The sequence below is a fragment of the Leptotrichia wadei genome, assembly GCF_007990545.2.
GTDB classification, from domain to species: domain Bacteria; phylum Fusobacteriota; class Fusobacteriia; order Fusobacteriales; family Leptotrichiaceae; genus Leptotrichia; species Leptotrichia wadei.
In genome coordinates this window covers 947064-963637 of sequence record NZ_AP019829.2, presented here as the reverse complement: position 1 = coordinate 963637, position 16574 = coordinate 947064, and the positions used below count along the sequence as shown (strand labels likewise).

Annotated in this window: 19 protein-coding genes; 4 read left to right on the top strand and 15 right to left on the bottom strand. The window is 29.2% G+C overall.

What is annotated here, in order from left to right; genetic code table 11:
- Nucleotides 1-15 precede the first annotated feature (15 nt).
- From topA to asnS, 5 genes are all read right to left on the bottom strand, one after another.
- Nucleotides 16-2394 carry a type I DNA topoisomerase gene (topA, locus tag FVE73_RS04485; RefSeq protein WP_018499586.1) on the bottom strand — a complete coding sequence of 793 codons (2379 nt, stop codon included), beginning with the start codon at nucleotides 2392-2394 and terminating at the stop codon, nucleotides 16-18.
- A gap of 70 nt (nucleotides 2395-2464) precedes the next feature.
- On the bottom strand, nucleotides 2465-3172 hold the full coding sequence (locus FVE73_RS04480; protein ID WP_018499585.1) for a hypothetical protein: 708 nt from the start codon (nucleotides 3170-3172) through the stop codon (nucleotides 2465-2467).
- A 40-nt stretch (nucleotides 3173-3212) separates the two neighbouring features.
- Nucleotides 3213-4304 (bottom strand): DNA-processing protein DprA, encoded by a 1092-nt coding sequence (gene dprA / locus FVE73_RS04475; protein ID WP_018499584.1) that lies wholly within the window; start codon nucleotides 4302-4304, stop codon nucleotides 3213-3215.
- Between the two features lie 18 nt (nucleotides 4305-4322).
- On the bottom strand, nucleotides 4323-5000 hold the full coding sequence (locus FVE73_RS04470; protein ID WP_018499583.1) for a tetratricopeptide repeat protein: 678 nt from the start codon (nucleotides 4998-5000) through the stop codon (nucleotides 4323-4325).
- A gap of 18 nt (nucleotides 5001-5018) precedes the next feature.
- Entirely contained in the window at nucleotides 5019-6407 is a 1389-nt protein-coding gene (gene asnS / locus FVE73_RS04465) for an asparagine--tRNA ligase (RefSeq protein ID WP_018499582.1), read from the bottom strand.
- Nucleotides 6408-6751: 344 nt separating this feature from the next.
- Between asnS and FVE73_RS04460 the strand changes: the two genes are divergently transcribed.
- The 4 genes from FVE73_RS04460 to FVE73_RS04445 all read left to right on the top strand — a co-directional run bounded on the left by FVE73_RS04460 (nucleotide 6752) and on the right by FVE73_RS04445 (nucleotide 10969).
- Nucleotides 6752-8404 carry an OPT/YSL family transporter gene (locus tag FVE73_RS04460; RefSeq protein WP_018499581.1) on the top strand — a complete coding sequence of 551 codons (1653 nt, stop codon included), beginning with the start codon at nucleotides 6752-6754 and terminating at the stop codon, nucleotides 8402-8404.
- A 75-nt stretch (nucleotides 8405-8479) separates the two neighbouring features.
- Nucleotides 8480-9280 carry a type III pantothenate kinase gene (locus FVE73_RS04455; protein WP_018499580.1) on the top strand — a complete coding sequence of 267 codons (801 nt, stop codon included), beginning with the start codon at nucleotides 8480-8482 and terminating at the stop codon, nucleotides 9278-9280.
- A gap of 22 nt (nucleotides 9281-9302) precedes the next feature.
- Nucleotides 9303-10142: an esterase/lipase family protein gene (locus tag FVE73_RS04450; RefSeq protein WP_018499579.1), complete on the top strand. Its 840-nt coding sequence runs from the start codon at nucleotides 9303-9305 to the stop codon at nucleotides 10140-10142.
- On the top strand, nucleotides 10142-10969 hold the full coding sequence (locus tag FVE73_RS04445; protein ID WP_018499578.1) for a phospholipase D-like domain-containing protein: 828 nt from the start codon (nucleotides 10142-10144) through the stop codon (nucleotides 10967-10969). Before FVE73_RS04450 ends, FVE73_RS04445 begins: the two co-directional genes overlap by 1 nt.
- Before the next feature lie 238 nt (nucleotides 10970-11207).
- On the opposite strand, the gene FVE73_RS04440 is transcribed toward FVE73_RS04445, so the two are convergent.
- From FVE73_RS04440 to FVE73_RS04395, 10 genes are all read right to left on the bottom strand, one after another.
- Entirely contained in the window at nucleotides 11208-11576 is a 369-nt protein-coding gene (locus FVE73_RS04440; RefSeq protein ID WP_018499577.1) for a hypothetical protein, read from the bottom strand.
- Between the two features lie 79 nt (nucleotides 11577-11655).
- Entirely contained in the window at nucleotides 11656-12387 is a 732-nt protein-coding gene (locus tag FVE73_RS04435; protein ID WP_018499576.1) for an OmpA family protein, read from the bottom strand.
- Between the two features lie 24 nt (nucleotides 12388-12411).
- A complete protein-coding gene (locus FVE73_RS04430; RefSeq protein ID WP_018499575.1) occupies nucleotides 12412-13116 on the bottom strand; it encodes a hypothetical protein in 705 nt (234 codons plus the stop codon).
- Between the two features lie 76 nt (nucleotides 13117-13192).
- A complete protein-coding gene (locus tag FVE73_RS04425) occupies nucleotides 13193-13468 on the bottom strand; it encodes a type II toxin-antitoxin system RelB/DinJ family antitoxin (RefSeq protein WP_018499574.1) in 276 nt (91 codons plus the stop codon).
- Between the two features lie 205 nt (nucleotides 13469-13673).
- Entirely contained in the window at nucleotides 13674-13826 is a 153-nt protein-coding gene (locus FVE73_RS04420; protein ID WP_018499573.1) for a hypothetical protein, read from the bottom strand.
- 376 nt (nucleotides 13827-14202) lie between these two features.
- On the bottom strand, nucleotides 14203-14376 hold the full coding sequence (locus tag FVE73_RS04415) for a hypothetical protein (protein WP_155822778.1): 174 nt from the start codon (nucleotides 14374-14376) through the stop codon (nucleotides 14203-14205).
- A gap of 113 nt (nucleotides 14377-14489) precedes the next feature.
- Nucleotides 14490-14858, bottom strand: a complete 369-nt coding sequence (locus FVE73_RS04410; protein ID WP_018449823.1) for a TIGR02328 family protein — start codon at nucleotides 14856-14858, stop codon at nucleotides 14490-14492.
- Nucleotides 14842-15237 carry a YbgA family protein gene (locus FVE73_RS04405; RefSeq protein ID WP_018499572.1) on the bottom strand — a complete coding sequence of 132 codons (396 nt, stop codon included), beginning with the start codon at nucleotides 15235-15237 and terminating at the stop codon, nucleotides 14842-14844. The genes FVE73_RS04410 and FVE73_RS04405 overlap by 17 nt, the downstream gene beginning before the upstream one ends.
- A gap of 83 nt (nucleotides 15238-15320) precedes the next feature.
- Complete coding sequence (locus FVE73_RS04400; protein WP_175284480.1) at nucleotides 15321-15494, bottom strand: hypothetical protein; 174 nt, start codon at nucleotides 15492-15494, stop codon at nucleotides 15321-15323.
- The gene (locus tag FVE73_RS04395) at nucleotides 15476-16573 is read right to left on the bottom strand and encodes an RNA-guided endonuclease TnpB family protein (RefSeq protein ID WP_146997835.1); all 1098 of its coding nucleotides are present in this window, start codon (nucleotides 16571-16573) and stop codon (nucleotides 15476-15478) included. The genes FVE73_RS04400 and FVE73_RS04395 overlap by 19 nt, the downstream gene beginning before the upstream one ends.
- Nucleotide 16574 lies beyond the last annotated feature (1 nt).

The following is a 16574-nucleotide window of genomic DNA, read 5'->3' as shown; positions in this document are numbered from 1 at the left end:
TTTACCTTCTTATCTTTACGATTTTTTAGTTGTTTTCTTCTTTTTAGCTGTTGCTGTTTTTTTCTTTTTTGCAGTAGACGATTTTACTTTGGAAGTTGATTTTTTAGCAGTTTTTTTAGTTTTTGCTTTTTCTTCCTTTTCAGTTACTTTCGTCACTTTTCCAGTTTTTATATTTTTTATTGTCTTACATTCTGGATAACCAGTACAAGCAAGGAATTTCCCATATCTTCCAACTTTTATTTCATAAGGTCTTCCACAAAATTCACAAACTCCAGCTTCTTCTATTAATTTTTTATCAATTTCGTAAAGCCGTTTCATTTCCTCATTTATTTGCAAAACACCATCTAGTTCTATTACAGAACCTTTTCTATATTTTTGCTTCAATTCCAGCGGCAACGACATTCGTTTTTCATCTGTTTCATAATTTTCGCTTTCAAGATATTCTCCATATCTTCCAACTTTCAATACATATTTAACTCCATTTTCATCAGTATAATCAGTCGGAATTCCCTTTTTGTTATTTTGAAGTTTTTCAACTGCTTCCTTTACAAAAATTTCTCCCTTTTTGATTTCTTCAGGCGACACAGGAATTCCCTTTAATGAAATTTTTTCCTTCTCATTTGCTTCACTAATCAAATATTTTCCATACAACCCAGTTTTTAAAATCATTGGATTCCCTTCAGAATCCATTACATCTGCCACAACTCTTCGTTTTTTTATTTCATCAATTTCTTTTTCAAACTTAACAATATCCTTTTCCAATGAACTATAAAAATCTCTCAAAAGCTGAACCCACTCAACAGTCCCTTCTTCAACTTTATCCAGTTCTTTTTCCATATTCGCTGTAAATTTCACATTCATAATGTCTTTAAAATTTTTCACAAGTTCATCTTTTACTTCATATCCCAAATATGTTGGAAAAAAACGTTTTTCAATAATTTCCACATATTCCCTTGTTTTCAAAGTTTCGACAATCGAAGCATAAGTTGATGGACGTCCAATTCCTTCAGATTCTAACTTTTTTACAAGAGTTGCTTCTGAGAATCTTGTTGGCGGCTTTGTAATTCCTTCTTCAACATTTAATTTTTCAATTGGATGAACACTTCCTTCTTTTAATTCTGGAAAATCTCCAGTTTTAATTTCATCTTCATCTTTAAAAATTTTGTAATATCCATCAAAAATAACCTTATTAATCGTTCCCCTAAAATGATAATCTTTATTCGTAGCATTAATTTGCATTTGCTCATACTGCATCGCTGCAAACTGTGAAACTAAAAACCTATCCCAAATTAATTTATACAACTTATACTGCTCATTTGTCAAATATCCCTTTATATTATCAGGAACCAAGTTAATGTCAGATGGACGAATTCCTTCATGTGCATCTTGAACATTTGACTTTGAATTTTTTACGACATATTTCCCCACATATTTCTCCCCGTAATTTTGAATTATGTAATCCTTTGCCATATTTATCGCATCAATGGAAATTCTTGTTGAATCTGTTCTCATATAAGTTATAAGCCCTTTATTTCCCCCATCAATCTCAAGCCCTTCATAAAGCTGCTGCGCAATTCTCATAGTTTTACTTGCGCCATATCCAAGATATGATGAAGCAAGCTGCTGTAACGTACTCGTTTTAAATACAAGTGGCGGTTTTTGAGATTTTTTCTTAATTTCTATTTTTTCAAGTGTCAACGATTCATTTTTCAAGTCTTTTTTTAGTTTTTTTATAACTTTTTCATCAAATATTTTATTCACTTTCTCATCTGCAATTTTTACTAAATTAAGGTTAATATCTTTTTCAATTAATGTACTGACTTCCCAATATTTTTGCGGAACAAACGCATTTATTTCATCTTCCAGGTCGCAAATCAACTTTAACGCAACCGACTGAACCCGTCCAGCACTTGCATTACGATTAATTATCTTCCATAAAAGTGGACTTATTTTATAACCAACTATCCTATCTAGCAATCTTCTAGCCTGCTGTGCATTCACAAGATTATCATTAATATCCCTCGGACTTTTAATTGCATTATTTACAGCTGTCTTAGTTATCTCGTTAAATTCAATTCTCCTAGTTTTATCAGGCTGCTTAATATAATTTGAAATGTGCCAGGCAATAGCTTCCCCTTCCCTGTCCTGATCCGAAGCCAGGTAAATATTACTTGCCTTTTTTGCCTTTTCCTTTAATTTTTTTAAAATCTCACCTTTCCCCTTTATAACCTTATACTGCGGCTCAAAATTATTTTCCACATCTATTCCGATTTTAGTTTTTGGCAAATCAATCACATGCCCGTAAGATGCAACAACCTCATAATTTCTTCCAAGTATTTTTTCAATGGTCTTTGCCTTTGATGGTGACTCAACAATAACTAACTTTCTAGCCAACTCTATTTTCTCCTTATTTCTTTCTCTATTTATAAATATTTTTTTATTTTTAAAATTATTTTCTAAATTCTTATAATTTCACTTTATATTTTCCATTTTCTTCAATTAAATAGACTGGTTCTATTTCCATTTTTTCCATTAATTTTTTTAAATTTTTCCTGTCTTCCTGCATTTCCATATACTGCATCCCTTCAAAAAATACAAGTGGAGAGGCTTTAACTATCGTATTTTTTGGTAATCCAAAATCTTTTAAAAGTTTATCTTTATTTACAATTTTTAAATAGGTATAAACTTCCAACAGGCATTTTAACATAGTTTCTTTACTATCTGATTTTTTTAATTCTAAAATTCTTAAAGTGTCAGTGTCTTCATTATAAGCAAGCAAATCTATTTTACCAGCATCATCTGTTTGTATATTTTTTAAAGGTGTCTGATAATCTATAATTTTCCCAATTTTATCAAAAATTTCTCCCTTATTTTGCGAATAATCAAATAATTTCATAGCAATTTTTTCTTCTGCACGATTTGACTCTTGATTTATAATTTTTCCATCATGGCTCTCTATTCTATAACTTCCTTCTCTATTTATTAGCTTTATCTTATTAAATAAGTCAACGTGACTCAATAACCATTCTGCAATAATTTCTGTGTAATATTCTCTTGAATCTTTTGTTTTCCCTGCATAGTTTACAAAATCTTGTTTATAAAAACTTCTAATATCAAATTTTGCATTCTCTATCATTTCTAAAATTTCATTTTTTGAATACTTTATTGCCATATTATTCCTTCCCTAAATTTCTCATATTTTCTCACTTTAATTATACTATTCTTATATACTTCGCCCCATTTGTTTCTGTAATCAATCCTTTAATTTTTAAACTCATAATTATTGAGAATAATTTATTTTTCTCAATTTTTTCCTTCACATTTTGCAATATCTGTTCAAAACTTACTTCCTCTGTAATCGTTTCAAATACAGTCTGCTCTTCCTCTGTCAATTTTTGTAATTTACTTTTTTCCTTTTTTATATCCCACAAAAATTCAATCGCAATATCATTTCCGCAAGTTATTAATTTTGCCTTATTATTTTTAATCAAATCATTACAACCTTCAAAAGATGGATAATTTATGAATCCTGGAATAGCAAAAATTTCACGGTTCATACTAAATCCCAATTCTGCAGTAATTAATGCACCGCCTTTTTTGAAACTTTCAGCCACCAAAATTCCATCTGACATTCCTGCAATAATCCGATTTCTTCTTGGAAAAGTCCACCTAGTAGGTTGTGTTCCCAACGGATATTCACTTATAATAGTTCCAGTTTCCGCTATCCTTTCCCACAAGCCCCGATTGTCATAGGGATATACAATATCCAGCCCTGTCCCCACTACCGATGCAACTTCTATTCCCTTATCAAGTGCAGTTTTTAAGGCAACTGTGTCAATTCCCTCTGCAAGACCGCTAATTAAAGTCACATCATAATTTACAAGTTCATTTATAATTTTCTCGCAAGCTGTTTTTCCAAATTTTGTAGCTCTTCTTGTACCTACAACCGCTATATTTCGCTTATTTTCCACTGAAATCTTATCTTTATCAATTTTTATTTTCTCATAATCCTTCAGTTTTTTCCCCTTTAAGTACAAAAATACTGGATAATCTTTTATTTTTTTTAATTTCTTTGGATATTCCTTATCATTTACACTAATTATTCTTACCTTGTTTCGCTCATAAAGTTCTATTCTTTCCTTCATATCAATTTTCATTGACTCTTCCAGCTGATGTTTTAACTCATCATTAAACAATTTAAAATTTTCCTCATAAAATAATTCTTCAAAATCTTGAAAAATCAACATCAATTTTTTTATATGGTTATTTTTCATCCCATATTCCTTTAGTCTAAGCCATTCCACAATAATCCCCCCTATTTTTTATCTTGAACCAGCTAATATTTCATTTAATATTGTAATTTCCTTTTTTACTTCATCATCAGAATGTGTAGAATTATAGTCTCTTAAATATCCCAATGCCTTTGAAAAATCCCCTTTTGATTTATAAGCAATACCTATTCCTAATTTTGCTTCAGCCTGATTTTCATCTTGTGATAAAATTCTAGTGTAATAGTCAATTGATCTGTCATTATTTCCCATAAGTCGAGATCCAATCGCAATTACATACATAACAGGAATGTCAGGATTTTCATCCTTCAATGCCAGATTTACAGCCTTTTCATAAAGCCCATCCCTAAAATACAGCTGAGCCATTCTAAATGTAGCCGATGAACTTTTTTTAGCAAGTGTCGCATTTTCATAATTTGTATATGAATTATACTTTGCTTCTGTAGATACATCTTCAGTCTGTGTTGCAGGCATTGTTCCAGTATCTCTTTCCTTTGGCTTTACTGCCTCTTCCTTTGGCGGCTTAAATGCTTTTTTTGTAGTTTCATCAGCCTTAGTTGTCGGCGGGACAATACTTTCTTCTTCATTTACAGTTGTAGCATCTCCACCTTCAGTTTCTGTATTTTCTGCAATATAGTAATTTCCCTTTACAACTGTTGCAAAAGTAAAAAGAATAGCCACCATCATCATCACTCTTTTTGTTTTTCCCATTTTGTTCCTCCTAAATAATTAGAACTCTAAATTTTTAGTCGTTCTTGGGAACGGAATTACATCTCTGATATTTGTCATCCCTGTAATATACATAAGCATTCTGTCAAATCCAAGACCAAATCCTGAATGCGGCACACTTCCATATTTTCTTAAGTCAAGATACCACCAGTAATCTTCCTCCTTTAATCCCATTTCACGAATTTTTCCTAAAAGGGTATCATAATCATCTTCCCTTTGACTTCCACCTACAATTTCTCCAATTCCAGGTGCCAATAAGTCAACCGCTCTTACTGTTTTACCATCTTCATTTAATTTCATATAAAATGCTTTTATATCTTTAGGATAATCAGTTACAAATACTGGTTTTTTAAAATGCTCTTCAGCCAAATATCTTTCATGCTCAGTTTGTAAATCAATTCCCCATTCAACTTCATATTCAAAGTCTTTTTTTGCATTTTTCAAAATTTCAATTGCTTCTGTATAAGTAATTCTATCAAATTTATTATTTACCAAAGTATCCAATCTAGCAAATAGATCTTTATCTACAAATTTATTGAAAAATTCCATTTCTTCCTTAGCATTTTCTCTCACATAATTTACAATATATTTTATCATTTCTTCAATAATATCCATATTTACATCCAAATCAGCAAATGCAATTTCAGGCTCCATCATCCAAAATTCTGCCGCATGTTTTGGAGTATTAGATTTTTCAGCCCTGAATGTCGGTCCAAAAGTATAAGTATTTTTAAATGCTGTTGCAAATGTTTCAACATTTAACTGTCCACTTACTGTAAGATTTGCTTCTTTTCCAAAAAAATCCTGCTTAAAGTCAATACTTCCATTTTCAGTTCTTGGAACATTATTTATATCAAGCGTTGTAAGTCTAAACATTTCTCCAGCACCTTCCGCATCACTTCCAGTAATTATTGGTGTTTGCACATATACAAAGTTTTTTTCCTGAAAGAATTTATGAATTGCATAAGACAAGATTGAACGCACTCTGAATGTTGCAAAAAAAGCATTAGTTCTAGGACGTAAATGTGCAATTGTTCTCAAAAACTCAAATGTATGTCTTTTATTTTGCAATGGATAATCTGAATCAGCCTTTTGATAAACAGAAATTTTTGTTGCCTTAATTTCATAATCCTGTCCTTTCCCCAACGATTCTACCACAATTCCTGTAACTTTAACAGAAGTTGAAATTGTAAGTTTAGAAATTTCTTCAAAATTTTCCAATGCTTCATCAAACACAACTTGAATCCCAGTAAAAAAAGTTCCATCATTTAACTCGATAAACCCAAAGTTCTTTTGACTTCTAATTTTTTTTACCCATCCGTTAATTTCAATTTCTTTTCCCAAATACTCTTTTGTATTTTTCTGAAGTTCCCTTAATTCTAATAACATATATTCTATTCTCCTCTTCCAAAAATTATTTTATTTTTATTCAATTTTTTGTTTATACTCATATTTTCACATTATACCACAATTTTTTATATATTTTAATAATAAATTCAAAAATTTATTATAATTTCTAATAAATCTAATATTGAAAGTTCATTTTGCCTTTGTTATTCAATTTTTATAGTTTTTATTTTTACAATTAATTTACAAAAATCCATTAAATAAAAAATCATATAAATACTAAATTATATTTCTAAAAATTTCATTGACAAAAGCCATATAAATGAAGTAAAATTTTAACAAGAAGACATATTTTTATATAAAATTAAAAAATGGGAGGAAAATTAATGGGAAAAACAAAAAAAGTAGCAACAAAAACTGAGAGGAACGGAATAAATATAACATTTCCAGCAGTTTTCACAGGAATTATTGGAGCAATTCTAGTGTCTTCTAGCTCTTTCTACATTGCATTAAAATTTGGAGCATTGCCATGGCCAACTATAATGGTTACACTATTATCTATGATAACATTAAGTTTATTTAAAAAGACAAATAACAAGGAAATTACAGTTGCACATACTATTATGAGTGCTGGTTCAATGGTAGCTGGAGGAGTTGCCTTTACAATGCCTGCCTACATTATTCTAGGTGGAAAATTAACGGATATTAATCAGTATCAGCTGCTTTTAGCTATTTTAAGTGGAAGTATCGCAGGGGCATTTTTATCATATATTTTTCGTGCAAAATTGATCGAAGAGGAAAAATTGGAATTTCCAATTGGAGAAGCTGCCTATAATCTTGTAGATTCAGGAAAAAGTGCGGAAAATATCCGTTATGTAGCTTTTGGAACATTATTTAGCTCAATTGTCGCCTTTTTTCGTGATTTTAGCTCTACAAAAGGAAAAGCATCTCTTATTCCAACAGTAGTTACACTAAAAAATGGACTTTTTAGTATTTATATATCGCCACTTTTAGTTGGAATAGGATATGTACTTGGATTTATAAATACATTTGTCTGGTTTTTAGGTGGTGCGATTGTTCTTTTTATTGGAGAGCCACTTGCAAAAATGTTTAAAATTGCTGATTTCCCTATTATGAAAAACAGTTTTGGAATGGGATTTATGATTGGAATTGGTATTGCTATAGTTTTAAAAATTATTTTTGTAAATAAAATGAAAAAGGATACAGAAAATAAAAGCATTGTAGTAAAATTACTCGTTTTATCGGTTATTTCCATAATTATTATAACTTTTATTTATAAATTACCAATTTTTCTTTCATTAATTTTAGTGCTGATTTCAATTTTATGTACAATAATCGCTGGATATTCAACTGGAAAAACTGGGGTCAATCCAATGGAAATTTACGCTATAATTACAATTTTATTAATTTCATTCTTAAATAAAATGCTAAATGGCTTAAATATTGGCGGAATAAAATTTTATACAAATTTAAATACCTTAATATTATTTATGCTGGCCTGCATTATAACAGTTGCTTGCGGACTTGCAGGCGATATTTTAAATGACTTTAAATCAGGGTACAAAATGAAAGTAAAGCCATCAGAACAGCTTTTTGGAGAATTAATTGGTGCAATCGTAAGTTCATTCGTAATAACATTTTTATTTTTCGTATTTTTCAAAGTCTACAAAGTAATCGGACCTGTTGAAAATACTGAATTAATTGCATTACAGGCTTCCATCGTAGCGACAGTAATAAATGGAATCCCATTTTTAGGAATTTTCTTTATGGGCCTTGTAGCTGGACTAATTTTAAGCCTTTTAAATTTGCCAGTCTTAACTTTCGGAATTGGAATTTATGTTCCATTTTACTTGACTTCAACAGTATTTTTAGGAGGGCTTGTAAGTTTTATAGGAAATAAGGTTTCAAAAAATTCCCATTCAAAACTGCTTTTAATATCAAATGGACTAATGAGCGGAGAAGCAATTGTGGGAGTTATTTTATCTATTATGGCCTACATTGGATTATTTATGAAGTAAAATTACTAGAAATTAAATAAAATTGTTAAAAAATAAAGAAATTAAAAATAGTTTTTTATAGAAAGGAAAAAAATTATGATTTTAGGATTTGATATTGGAAATACACATATTGTACCAATTTTTTATAATGAAGATGGAAATATTTTAGCAACATTCAGAATACCGACACATTTGGAGTTTACGGAAGATACTCTTTTTATAATGTTAAACGAATTTTCAAAAAGCAAAAATCTGGAAATTTCAAATATAAAAAATATTATAGTTTCATCGGTTGTTCCAAACATTAATGAAAACTTTACAAGGCTTGGAAAAAAATATTTTGAAATTGATCCAACTTTTGTAACGCTTGACAATGTAGAAAATAAGATAAAAGAAATAAAAATTTTGCCAAATATGGAACGTGGACTTGGGGCAGACAGAATTGTAGATATTTTGGCGACAAAAAAACTTTATCCAGAAAAGGAACTTTTAATAATTGACTTTGGAACAGCCACAACCTTTGACATGATAAAGGATTCAACTTATATGGGCGGATGCATTATCCCAGGAATTGCACTTTCAATAAACGCCCTATTTAGCAATACTGCCGCTTTGCCCAAAATCGAATTTACAGAGCCTGAAACTGTTCTGGGAATAAATACAGTTTCTCAAATTAATGCTGGCATCTTTTACGGAAATGTCGGCTCAATAAAAGAACTAATTCTGCAATACAAAAAGTTTTTCCCAAATGCTTATGTTATCGCAACTGGCGGGCAAGGAGAAAAAATTTCAGAATATATTGAGCAAATTGATGAATATGTTCCAAAACTTGGAGAAATGGGGATTTTTGAATTTTATCGACTTAATTTTTTAAAGGAAAATAGTGACGGAATATGATGAAAAGGAATAACCGTAAAAAATGAAAGAAATAATGAAAGATATATTAATTGGTTCAACATTTAAGGCAGCCGAAATTGTTATAGCAAAAAATATCATAGCTAAACTTCTCTATCACGAATATAAAATTAAAATCTATTATGAAAAGAATGATAAATCTCGGAAAAATCAGGATTTTTTGGTACTTCTTCATGGTATTTATGGAAAAAGTTCAGATATGGAAAGCATTGCTCAAAATTTTAAGGACAATTACAGGATTATTAATATTCAGTATCCCACAACGAAAGAAACTGCTGAGGAAATTTCTGATCTTTATATAGAGCCAAATATTGAAACTATTAAAGAGCAGATTCTCTCAGAAAATTTTCATAAAAAAATAAACAAAAATTTTAATCAAAATATAAAAATTAATTTTGTGGCACATTCCATGGGAACTGGAATCCTTCGGTATTATTTAAAGGAAAATCCGCTTGAAAATCTAGGAAAAGTCGTATTTATTTCCCCACCATCTCACGGAAGCCATCTGGCAGATGTTCCTTTTGTAGACAAACTCCCATCTATGCTTGGAAAAGTCGTTCCCCAATTTAGTACAAAAAAAGACAGTTTTGTAAATCAGCTTGGCGAGCCTGATTACGACTATATGATTTTAATTGGAAATAAGACAAATAATCCGCTGTATTCGATGATAATTCGTGGAGAAGACGATGGAATGGTGCCTCTAAAAACTGCAAAAATGAAATCTGATAATTTCAAAATTATTGAAAATACGACTCATACCAGTATTCTAAAGGATAAACGAACGATGAAGGAAATTTCTGAATTTTTCAAAAGTTCAGATCTAAATAAAGAGAAGGAAAAATAATGAAAAAAACTACAACAAAACGAACAAATAATTCAACAAAAAAAACTGTAAAAACAAAAACTGAAAGAAAAAAAAGCATCCCAAAATTTGAACAATCTTTTTTAGAAGGAATTTCCTGTGATATTTATATTGGGAAAAAGGCTGGAATTAGTGTTAGAAATGCAATACAGAAAGCTAAAAAATCAATTACGGTAATTTCTCCCTTTTTAAGTGGGGATATGATAACTGAAGATATTTTTGAGGCATTAAACAAAGATGTTCAAGTAAACATTATTTCAAAAGATAACGAAAGAATTTATCCTTTTTTAAAAAAGAACTTATATAGCCAAAATCTTATTTTAGGTTCTGAAAAATGGTTGTTTCTTTTGGGAAAGTCCCTATTAATATTTTTTTATATTATTTTATCCATCGCAGCGTTAGAAATCTTTACATCCTTTATTTTCGATATTTCTTTTACAAAAAATATACTCCCAATTTCCAAAAATAATTTTTTAGCACTTACCATTATTTTTGGAATATTAACCCTTTTTTTAAGAAAACTAACAATAAACCACGAATTTTACTACTCAAAACGAGATAATTTCAATATACATATTCTTGAAAAAAGCTACAATCTTCATAGTAAAATCTACATAATCGACAGCAAAATTGCCTTTTTAGGTTCTTTAAACTTTACTACTACAGGCTTTCTCTTTAATCACGAAACTTGTATAAGAATAACTGATAAATCTGTAATCAGGCATTTAAATAATGTCTATAAGGATTTGATAAAAACTTCCAAGTCCATTCCATTAGGAGAATTGAAAAAAAGAATAAATCAAAAATAAAAGCTATCTATATTCGTAATTGAATTTAGATAACTCTTTTTCTCTATTCTATGATATTTTTTTTAATTTATTAGTTCTAATACTAAACCCTATAAACCTATGTTTTAGGTAAAAAAACTCTCTGTATCCTAATCCATTACTTCTGCAAAAATAAAATTTCCCAAAACAAATATTAATATTAAAATAAATTTTTTCATAATTTAGACTCTACTTCTTAATAGCTTCAAAATATTAAAAGTTAATCTATCGGAAGAAAATCTCCTTCCCAGTCTATTCCCTGATCTTCTGCATAACTAAAATTATCTGTCGCAAGTTCTCCAGTTATTTTATTCACAGTATAACTAAACAAACGTGGCTCAACACTTGGATCTCCACCACATTTCGCATTATTACTTCGCACATCAATTTCAAATTCTTCAGCTGTTTCATCAACATAAAATCTCATACATTTCGTTCCTTGACTACCACCAAATCTATGCTTAATTATTGAATTTTGCACAAGTCTTAAAGCCTCATTCTCACTTCTCACAGGTTTAGCATTCAAAAATCCAGCACATACCAAAGAAAAAACTAAAATACCAATCTTTTTATTAAAAATTTTTTTCATCAAAATCACCTTCTCCTTCAACCTTTTTTCAATATTGATTATACCATATCTTTTTGTAAAATCGAAACTTTTTCAAAATTTATTCATCTTTCAGTTGATTCAGCAAGTTACTAATATCAATTTTTTTAACTTTCCCATTTTTTAACAAAATTTCAACACGACGATTATTGTATCTTCCCTCTACTGTATCATTCGTATCAATTGGATCTTCAGCTCCTTTTCCAATCATTTTAGTAATTTTTATATCTTTTCTCAATTCATTTCGTTTCAGAAATTCTGCCATTTTTTCAGCTCTCAATAAAGATAATTTATTTTTATTATTCTCGGTTTTATCAGCATACCCAACAATTACAAATTCTTCATTCTCAAGAAAAACATTTAATAAATATTCTATTTCGCCTTTAATTTCCCGTTTTTCAATCTCAGTCACTTCTTCTTTATTAACAGGAAACCCTTTTATTATCATTTTCACAATTTTTCCATCTTTATCTACAAATCTAATCGTAGTCCAATTTTCACATATCGCTCCATCAGAACACAATTTTGGAAGTTTATTTGCTATTTCAAGATTTTTACTAGCAATTTCAGAACCATTTTTTATTGCCAATCTATAATATTCTTTCGCTTTAGGAATATTGCGGGAATTTTCATCTTTTGCATACAAATTTCCTAAATTATTAATTGCTTTTTTATCTCTATTTTTTATTTTTTCTTCCAATTTCTCCACTTTTTGAGAAAACTCATCATACGGTGTATTTGAAAATAGATTAAATTCTAAAATTATTGTGAAAAGTAAAATTATTTTTTTCATTTAAATTTATCCTTTCTTAATAGATTAAAAATTCAACGGCTCTGTTTTCATTACCTTTCCCCATTCATTCAATTCGAGAGGCTTTTCTTTGGAATCTTTAAAAAAGGCATAGATATATTTATGTTGCTCTTCTGTTAAAAATACTAATTTCCCGTCATTTCCACCTGATATTAAATAAATTTTTTCATTTATTCCTTTTTTTTCAAGTTCTTTATTTACAGCATATGCTATTCTCATAGGAGCTTCTCCCCATCCACTTTTTTTAAAATTTTTAAAAATTTCATACTCTGTGCCATTAATTTTAATTTTGGTGCTTAATCCTTTTTCGTCATCCCATTCTTCTGAAAAACTGTCAATTTTGATTTTAACTCCAAATTTTTCAAATGAAGGTTGTAGATCATTTATCAAATCTGGTATTCCATCCCCTTCAAAAACTGTTTCTCCATCACAAAAATAAAATCTATAATCTTTTGCTACATTTGCATTTTCATCCCATAACGTAGTTAATGTTCCTTCACTTCCATATTTTCTTATCATCTCTAACATTTCTTTCTTTAAAGAAGGAGCATCTCCTTTTTTAGCATACTTAAAATATCCTAATTCATCGAGTTTATTAACAAACTCTTCAGCTGTATGTTCTGAATCCGATTTTATCTTTCTTTTGTATAATTTAACAAATATTATAATTAAAATTATTATAATAATTAAAACAAAAAATATTTTTTTCATAAAAAATCCACTCCTTCATAATATCATAAAAAACTCAGAACCATACTAAAACAGTTCTGAGTGTGAACCTATTTCTTTATACACCAAGTGCCTCTCTCAACTCCTCTATGCTGTCATATCCCTTTACATTATCATCTCTTGCAATTCTATCAGCTTCTCTCATTGCTTCTAAAGTCACTTCATTTGGCTCTTCTTCCAATTTCAATTCAAAAGGGATTCTATTTTCTCTAATTGCAGTTTTTAAGAACATATTTACTGCTGTTGTCATTGTCAAGCCAAATTTGTTAAACAATTCGTTTGCTTTTTCTTTTGTTTCTTTATCAACTCTAATACTTAAATTTGCATTTGCCATAACAAATACCTCTTTTTTTCTTCATTGTACCAATTTATAATTACATTGTCAATACAATAAGCCAATGTTATTAATATTGAGAACAGAATTGATTTTAATTAGAAAATTAATTAAAAAATACAATTATTTAACCAAAATAAAAAGAGCAAAATACATCCTCCCTAAACGAGAATCCACTGCCCTTCCTATATAAGTTTATTATTTATTAGTATGTCTTGTTTCCGAATTTATCCTCACAATGTATATATCCACTAAAATATTCGTAACATTTTTCTCCTCTTTCAGCTCTTCTTTCACGTGCTTCATTTAATTCAGATAAAGCACAACTTACAAGTGTCATAGCTAATATAACCAACATAATTATTTTTTCATAAATACACTATCTCCTTTTATATTGTTCTTTTCTATATCAAATTATCTTTCCATTTCATGTATTAACTATTTATGTGTATTTTTTTTATTATACAATATTTTGAGTTTGGGTACAAGTTATTTTATATTTCAACACGACAAACGCATGAATATTTTAAACTGTTTCTTTATATTTATCCATTTTTTTTACAACAGCATTTCATATATCAAAAAATAATTTTAAATATCTTCTTACATCTAATGATATGATATATCTCTTTATCCTTCTGCTAAATTTCTTTCTGAACGGCAGCTCTTCTAGTATTGAGATTGCTAATTTCCTTAGAATATTTAAGTTTCTTGCCACATTTTTGTTCAATGTCCTACTTGCATCTTCTCTGAATGTCAGTCACATCCAGTATCCAGCGATAGCTTTCTATTGCCCAATGTCCTCTTACCGCTCTTACAAATTCTTCCACTCCCCCTGCTATATTCGTTATGTAATACCTTTTCTGTTCCTGCTTTTTTCCATTTTCTTCTGAATCCCTTGTCAGCAAAGTAATCTTCTATATCTTCTTTTAAAGTCTTCTGGTTCCCTTTTACCTGGAAACAGAAATAGCTCTTCTTCTTTCCTATCTTTTTTATGATTTTTTCTGGGTTCCTATCACATCTATAATTCCAATTTAATCCCTTTTTTTCGCAAATTTTCGATACACTCAACTAAATATTCATTATCATGTTCTTTGTAAATTGGGCTATCTATAATTTTTTCTTCAAGATTATTATAATTTTCTGCTTTCTTTCCCCTATAATTCTTATCTCTCCATTCTTTAGAAACTTTATACCCTCTTTTTTCCATTTCATCCATAACCAATGAATGATAAACAAATAAATAATATGGAGAATATAAAAATACATAATCTACTGTTTTATGTTTCTTTTTCCATCCATTTCCCCTAAGCGCACAACATTCTCTATGTTGACCAAGAAGCTGGTTTTTAGGCAACAGATGAATAATTTGTTCATGCCATAGTCTCATCTTTTTCTCCTGTTAATAAAGTAGATTCTTGTAAATATTTATTTGGATATTTCTTTAGTAAAGTATTGATATATTCAATTACCGATTTCTGATTATTTCTCCCTCCCATATATTCTTCCAGAATGTTAAATAATCCTTGTTTTTCAATCTTCGTTGCCTTTTTTTTAAAATATCCCCATAAATGAAGAATTGCATTACTAAAATCTTTTTTACTTTCTTTCATATCCCTTACTTTTTGTATTCTTTCACTAATAAATACAATATCAATTTCTTTTTCTTTCAAATAATTTCTTATTTCTAAGTACACTTTATGCGATTTGCTTAATACATAATATTTATTTTTTGCCCATAGCTCTTCGCATTCTTTTTTTTTATTCATGCGGTTCACATCAGCCTTTCTTTCAAGATATTCAAATCATATATGAGCATTAACTTCATCTATGTTCTCCTTTGAATTTTTTGTTAGTTAATTTTTTTTATAGCTATTTTTTCTATGTTTGCGAGTAGTGAACTACTCCCGCTTTTAGAAGCGGGAGCTTCTTGGGAAGTATCTGCTTTTGCTAGCCAAATATATTTACCAAGCTCTTCGGGCAGTCCCTGCCCTGTTTTTTTATTTCCTAATATTCCAACATCCATTTTCCAATGTCTTTTATATTCAGTGCCGCATTGTAATCTCTATCAATTTCAATTCCACAGCACTCACATTTATAACTTCTTTCTGATAATTTCAGTTCCTCTTTAATATTTCCGCATTTACTACAAGTCTTCGATGACGGAAACCATTTATCTACCTTCAAAAATTGTTTCCCTAAAAACATCAACTTATACTCAAGCATCCTCAAAAATATTCCCCATCCATTATCTCCTACACTTTTCCCAAAATTTAATGCCTGGCTCATTCCTCTCATATTCAAATCCTCGACAACCACAGCATTATATGTTTCAGACAATTTTTTCGATAATTTATGCAAAAAATCTCTTCGACAATTCTTGATATACTCATGTAATTTTGATATTTTCATTTTTTGTTTATACCAATTTTTAGAAAATTTCACTTTTCTTGACAATAATTTCTGTAATTTCTTCAATTTTTTCTCCAACATCCTAAAATATTTTGGATAATCAGCCCTTTGGTTTTCAGAACTGACAAATAATTCAGACATTGAAAAATCAAGCCCAATTACTTTATTGCAACTTGGTATTTTTTGAATTTCTTTTTCAAATTCTGTCAAAATAGAAACATAGTAATTTCCATTACTGTTTGTTAGTGTTACCGACTTTATTTTATAATCCTTTGGTATTTCTCTATGATATTTCAATTTTACTTTTTTCAATTTTGGCAAAACTAAATATTTGTTTTCCTCAATTCGTATTGAATTATTCACACAATTTGTCGTGTAACTTTTAATATTATTCTTTTTAGATTTGAACCTTGGAAATTTTGCCCTCTTTTGAAAGAAATTCGTAAACGATCGTCTTACATTTAATTGAGCATTTGAAAGTGCCAGACTGTCAACTTCTTTCAAAAATTGGTTTTCACTTTTCAAACTAGCAGGTGTAATTATTTTATTTTTTCCAGTTTCTTCATAAATTTTATTCGCAGTATACAAAATTGTATTGTAAATAAAACGAACACATCCAAAAGTCTTGTTTATCAATAATTCCTGCTCTTTATTTGGATAAATTCTGTATCTGAATGCCAAATTATATTTCATA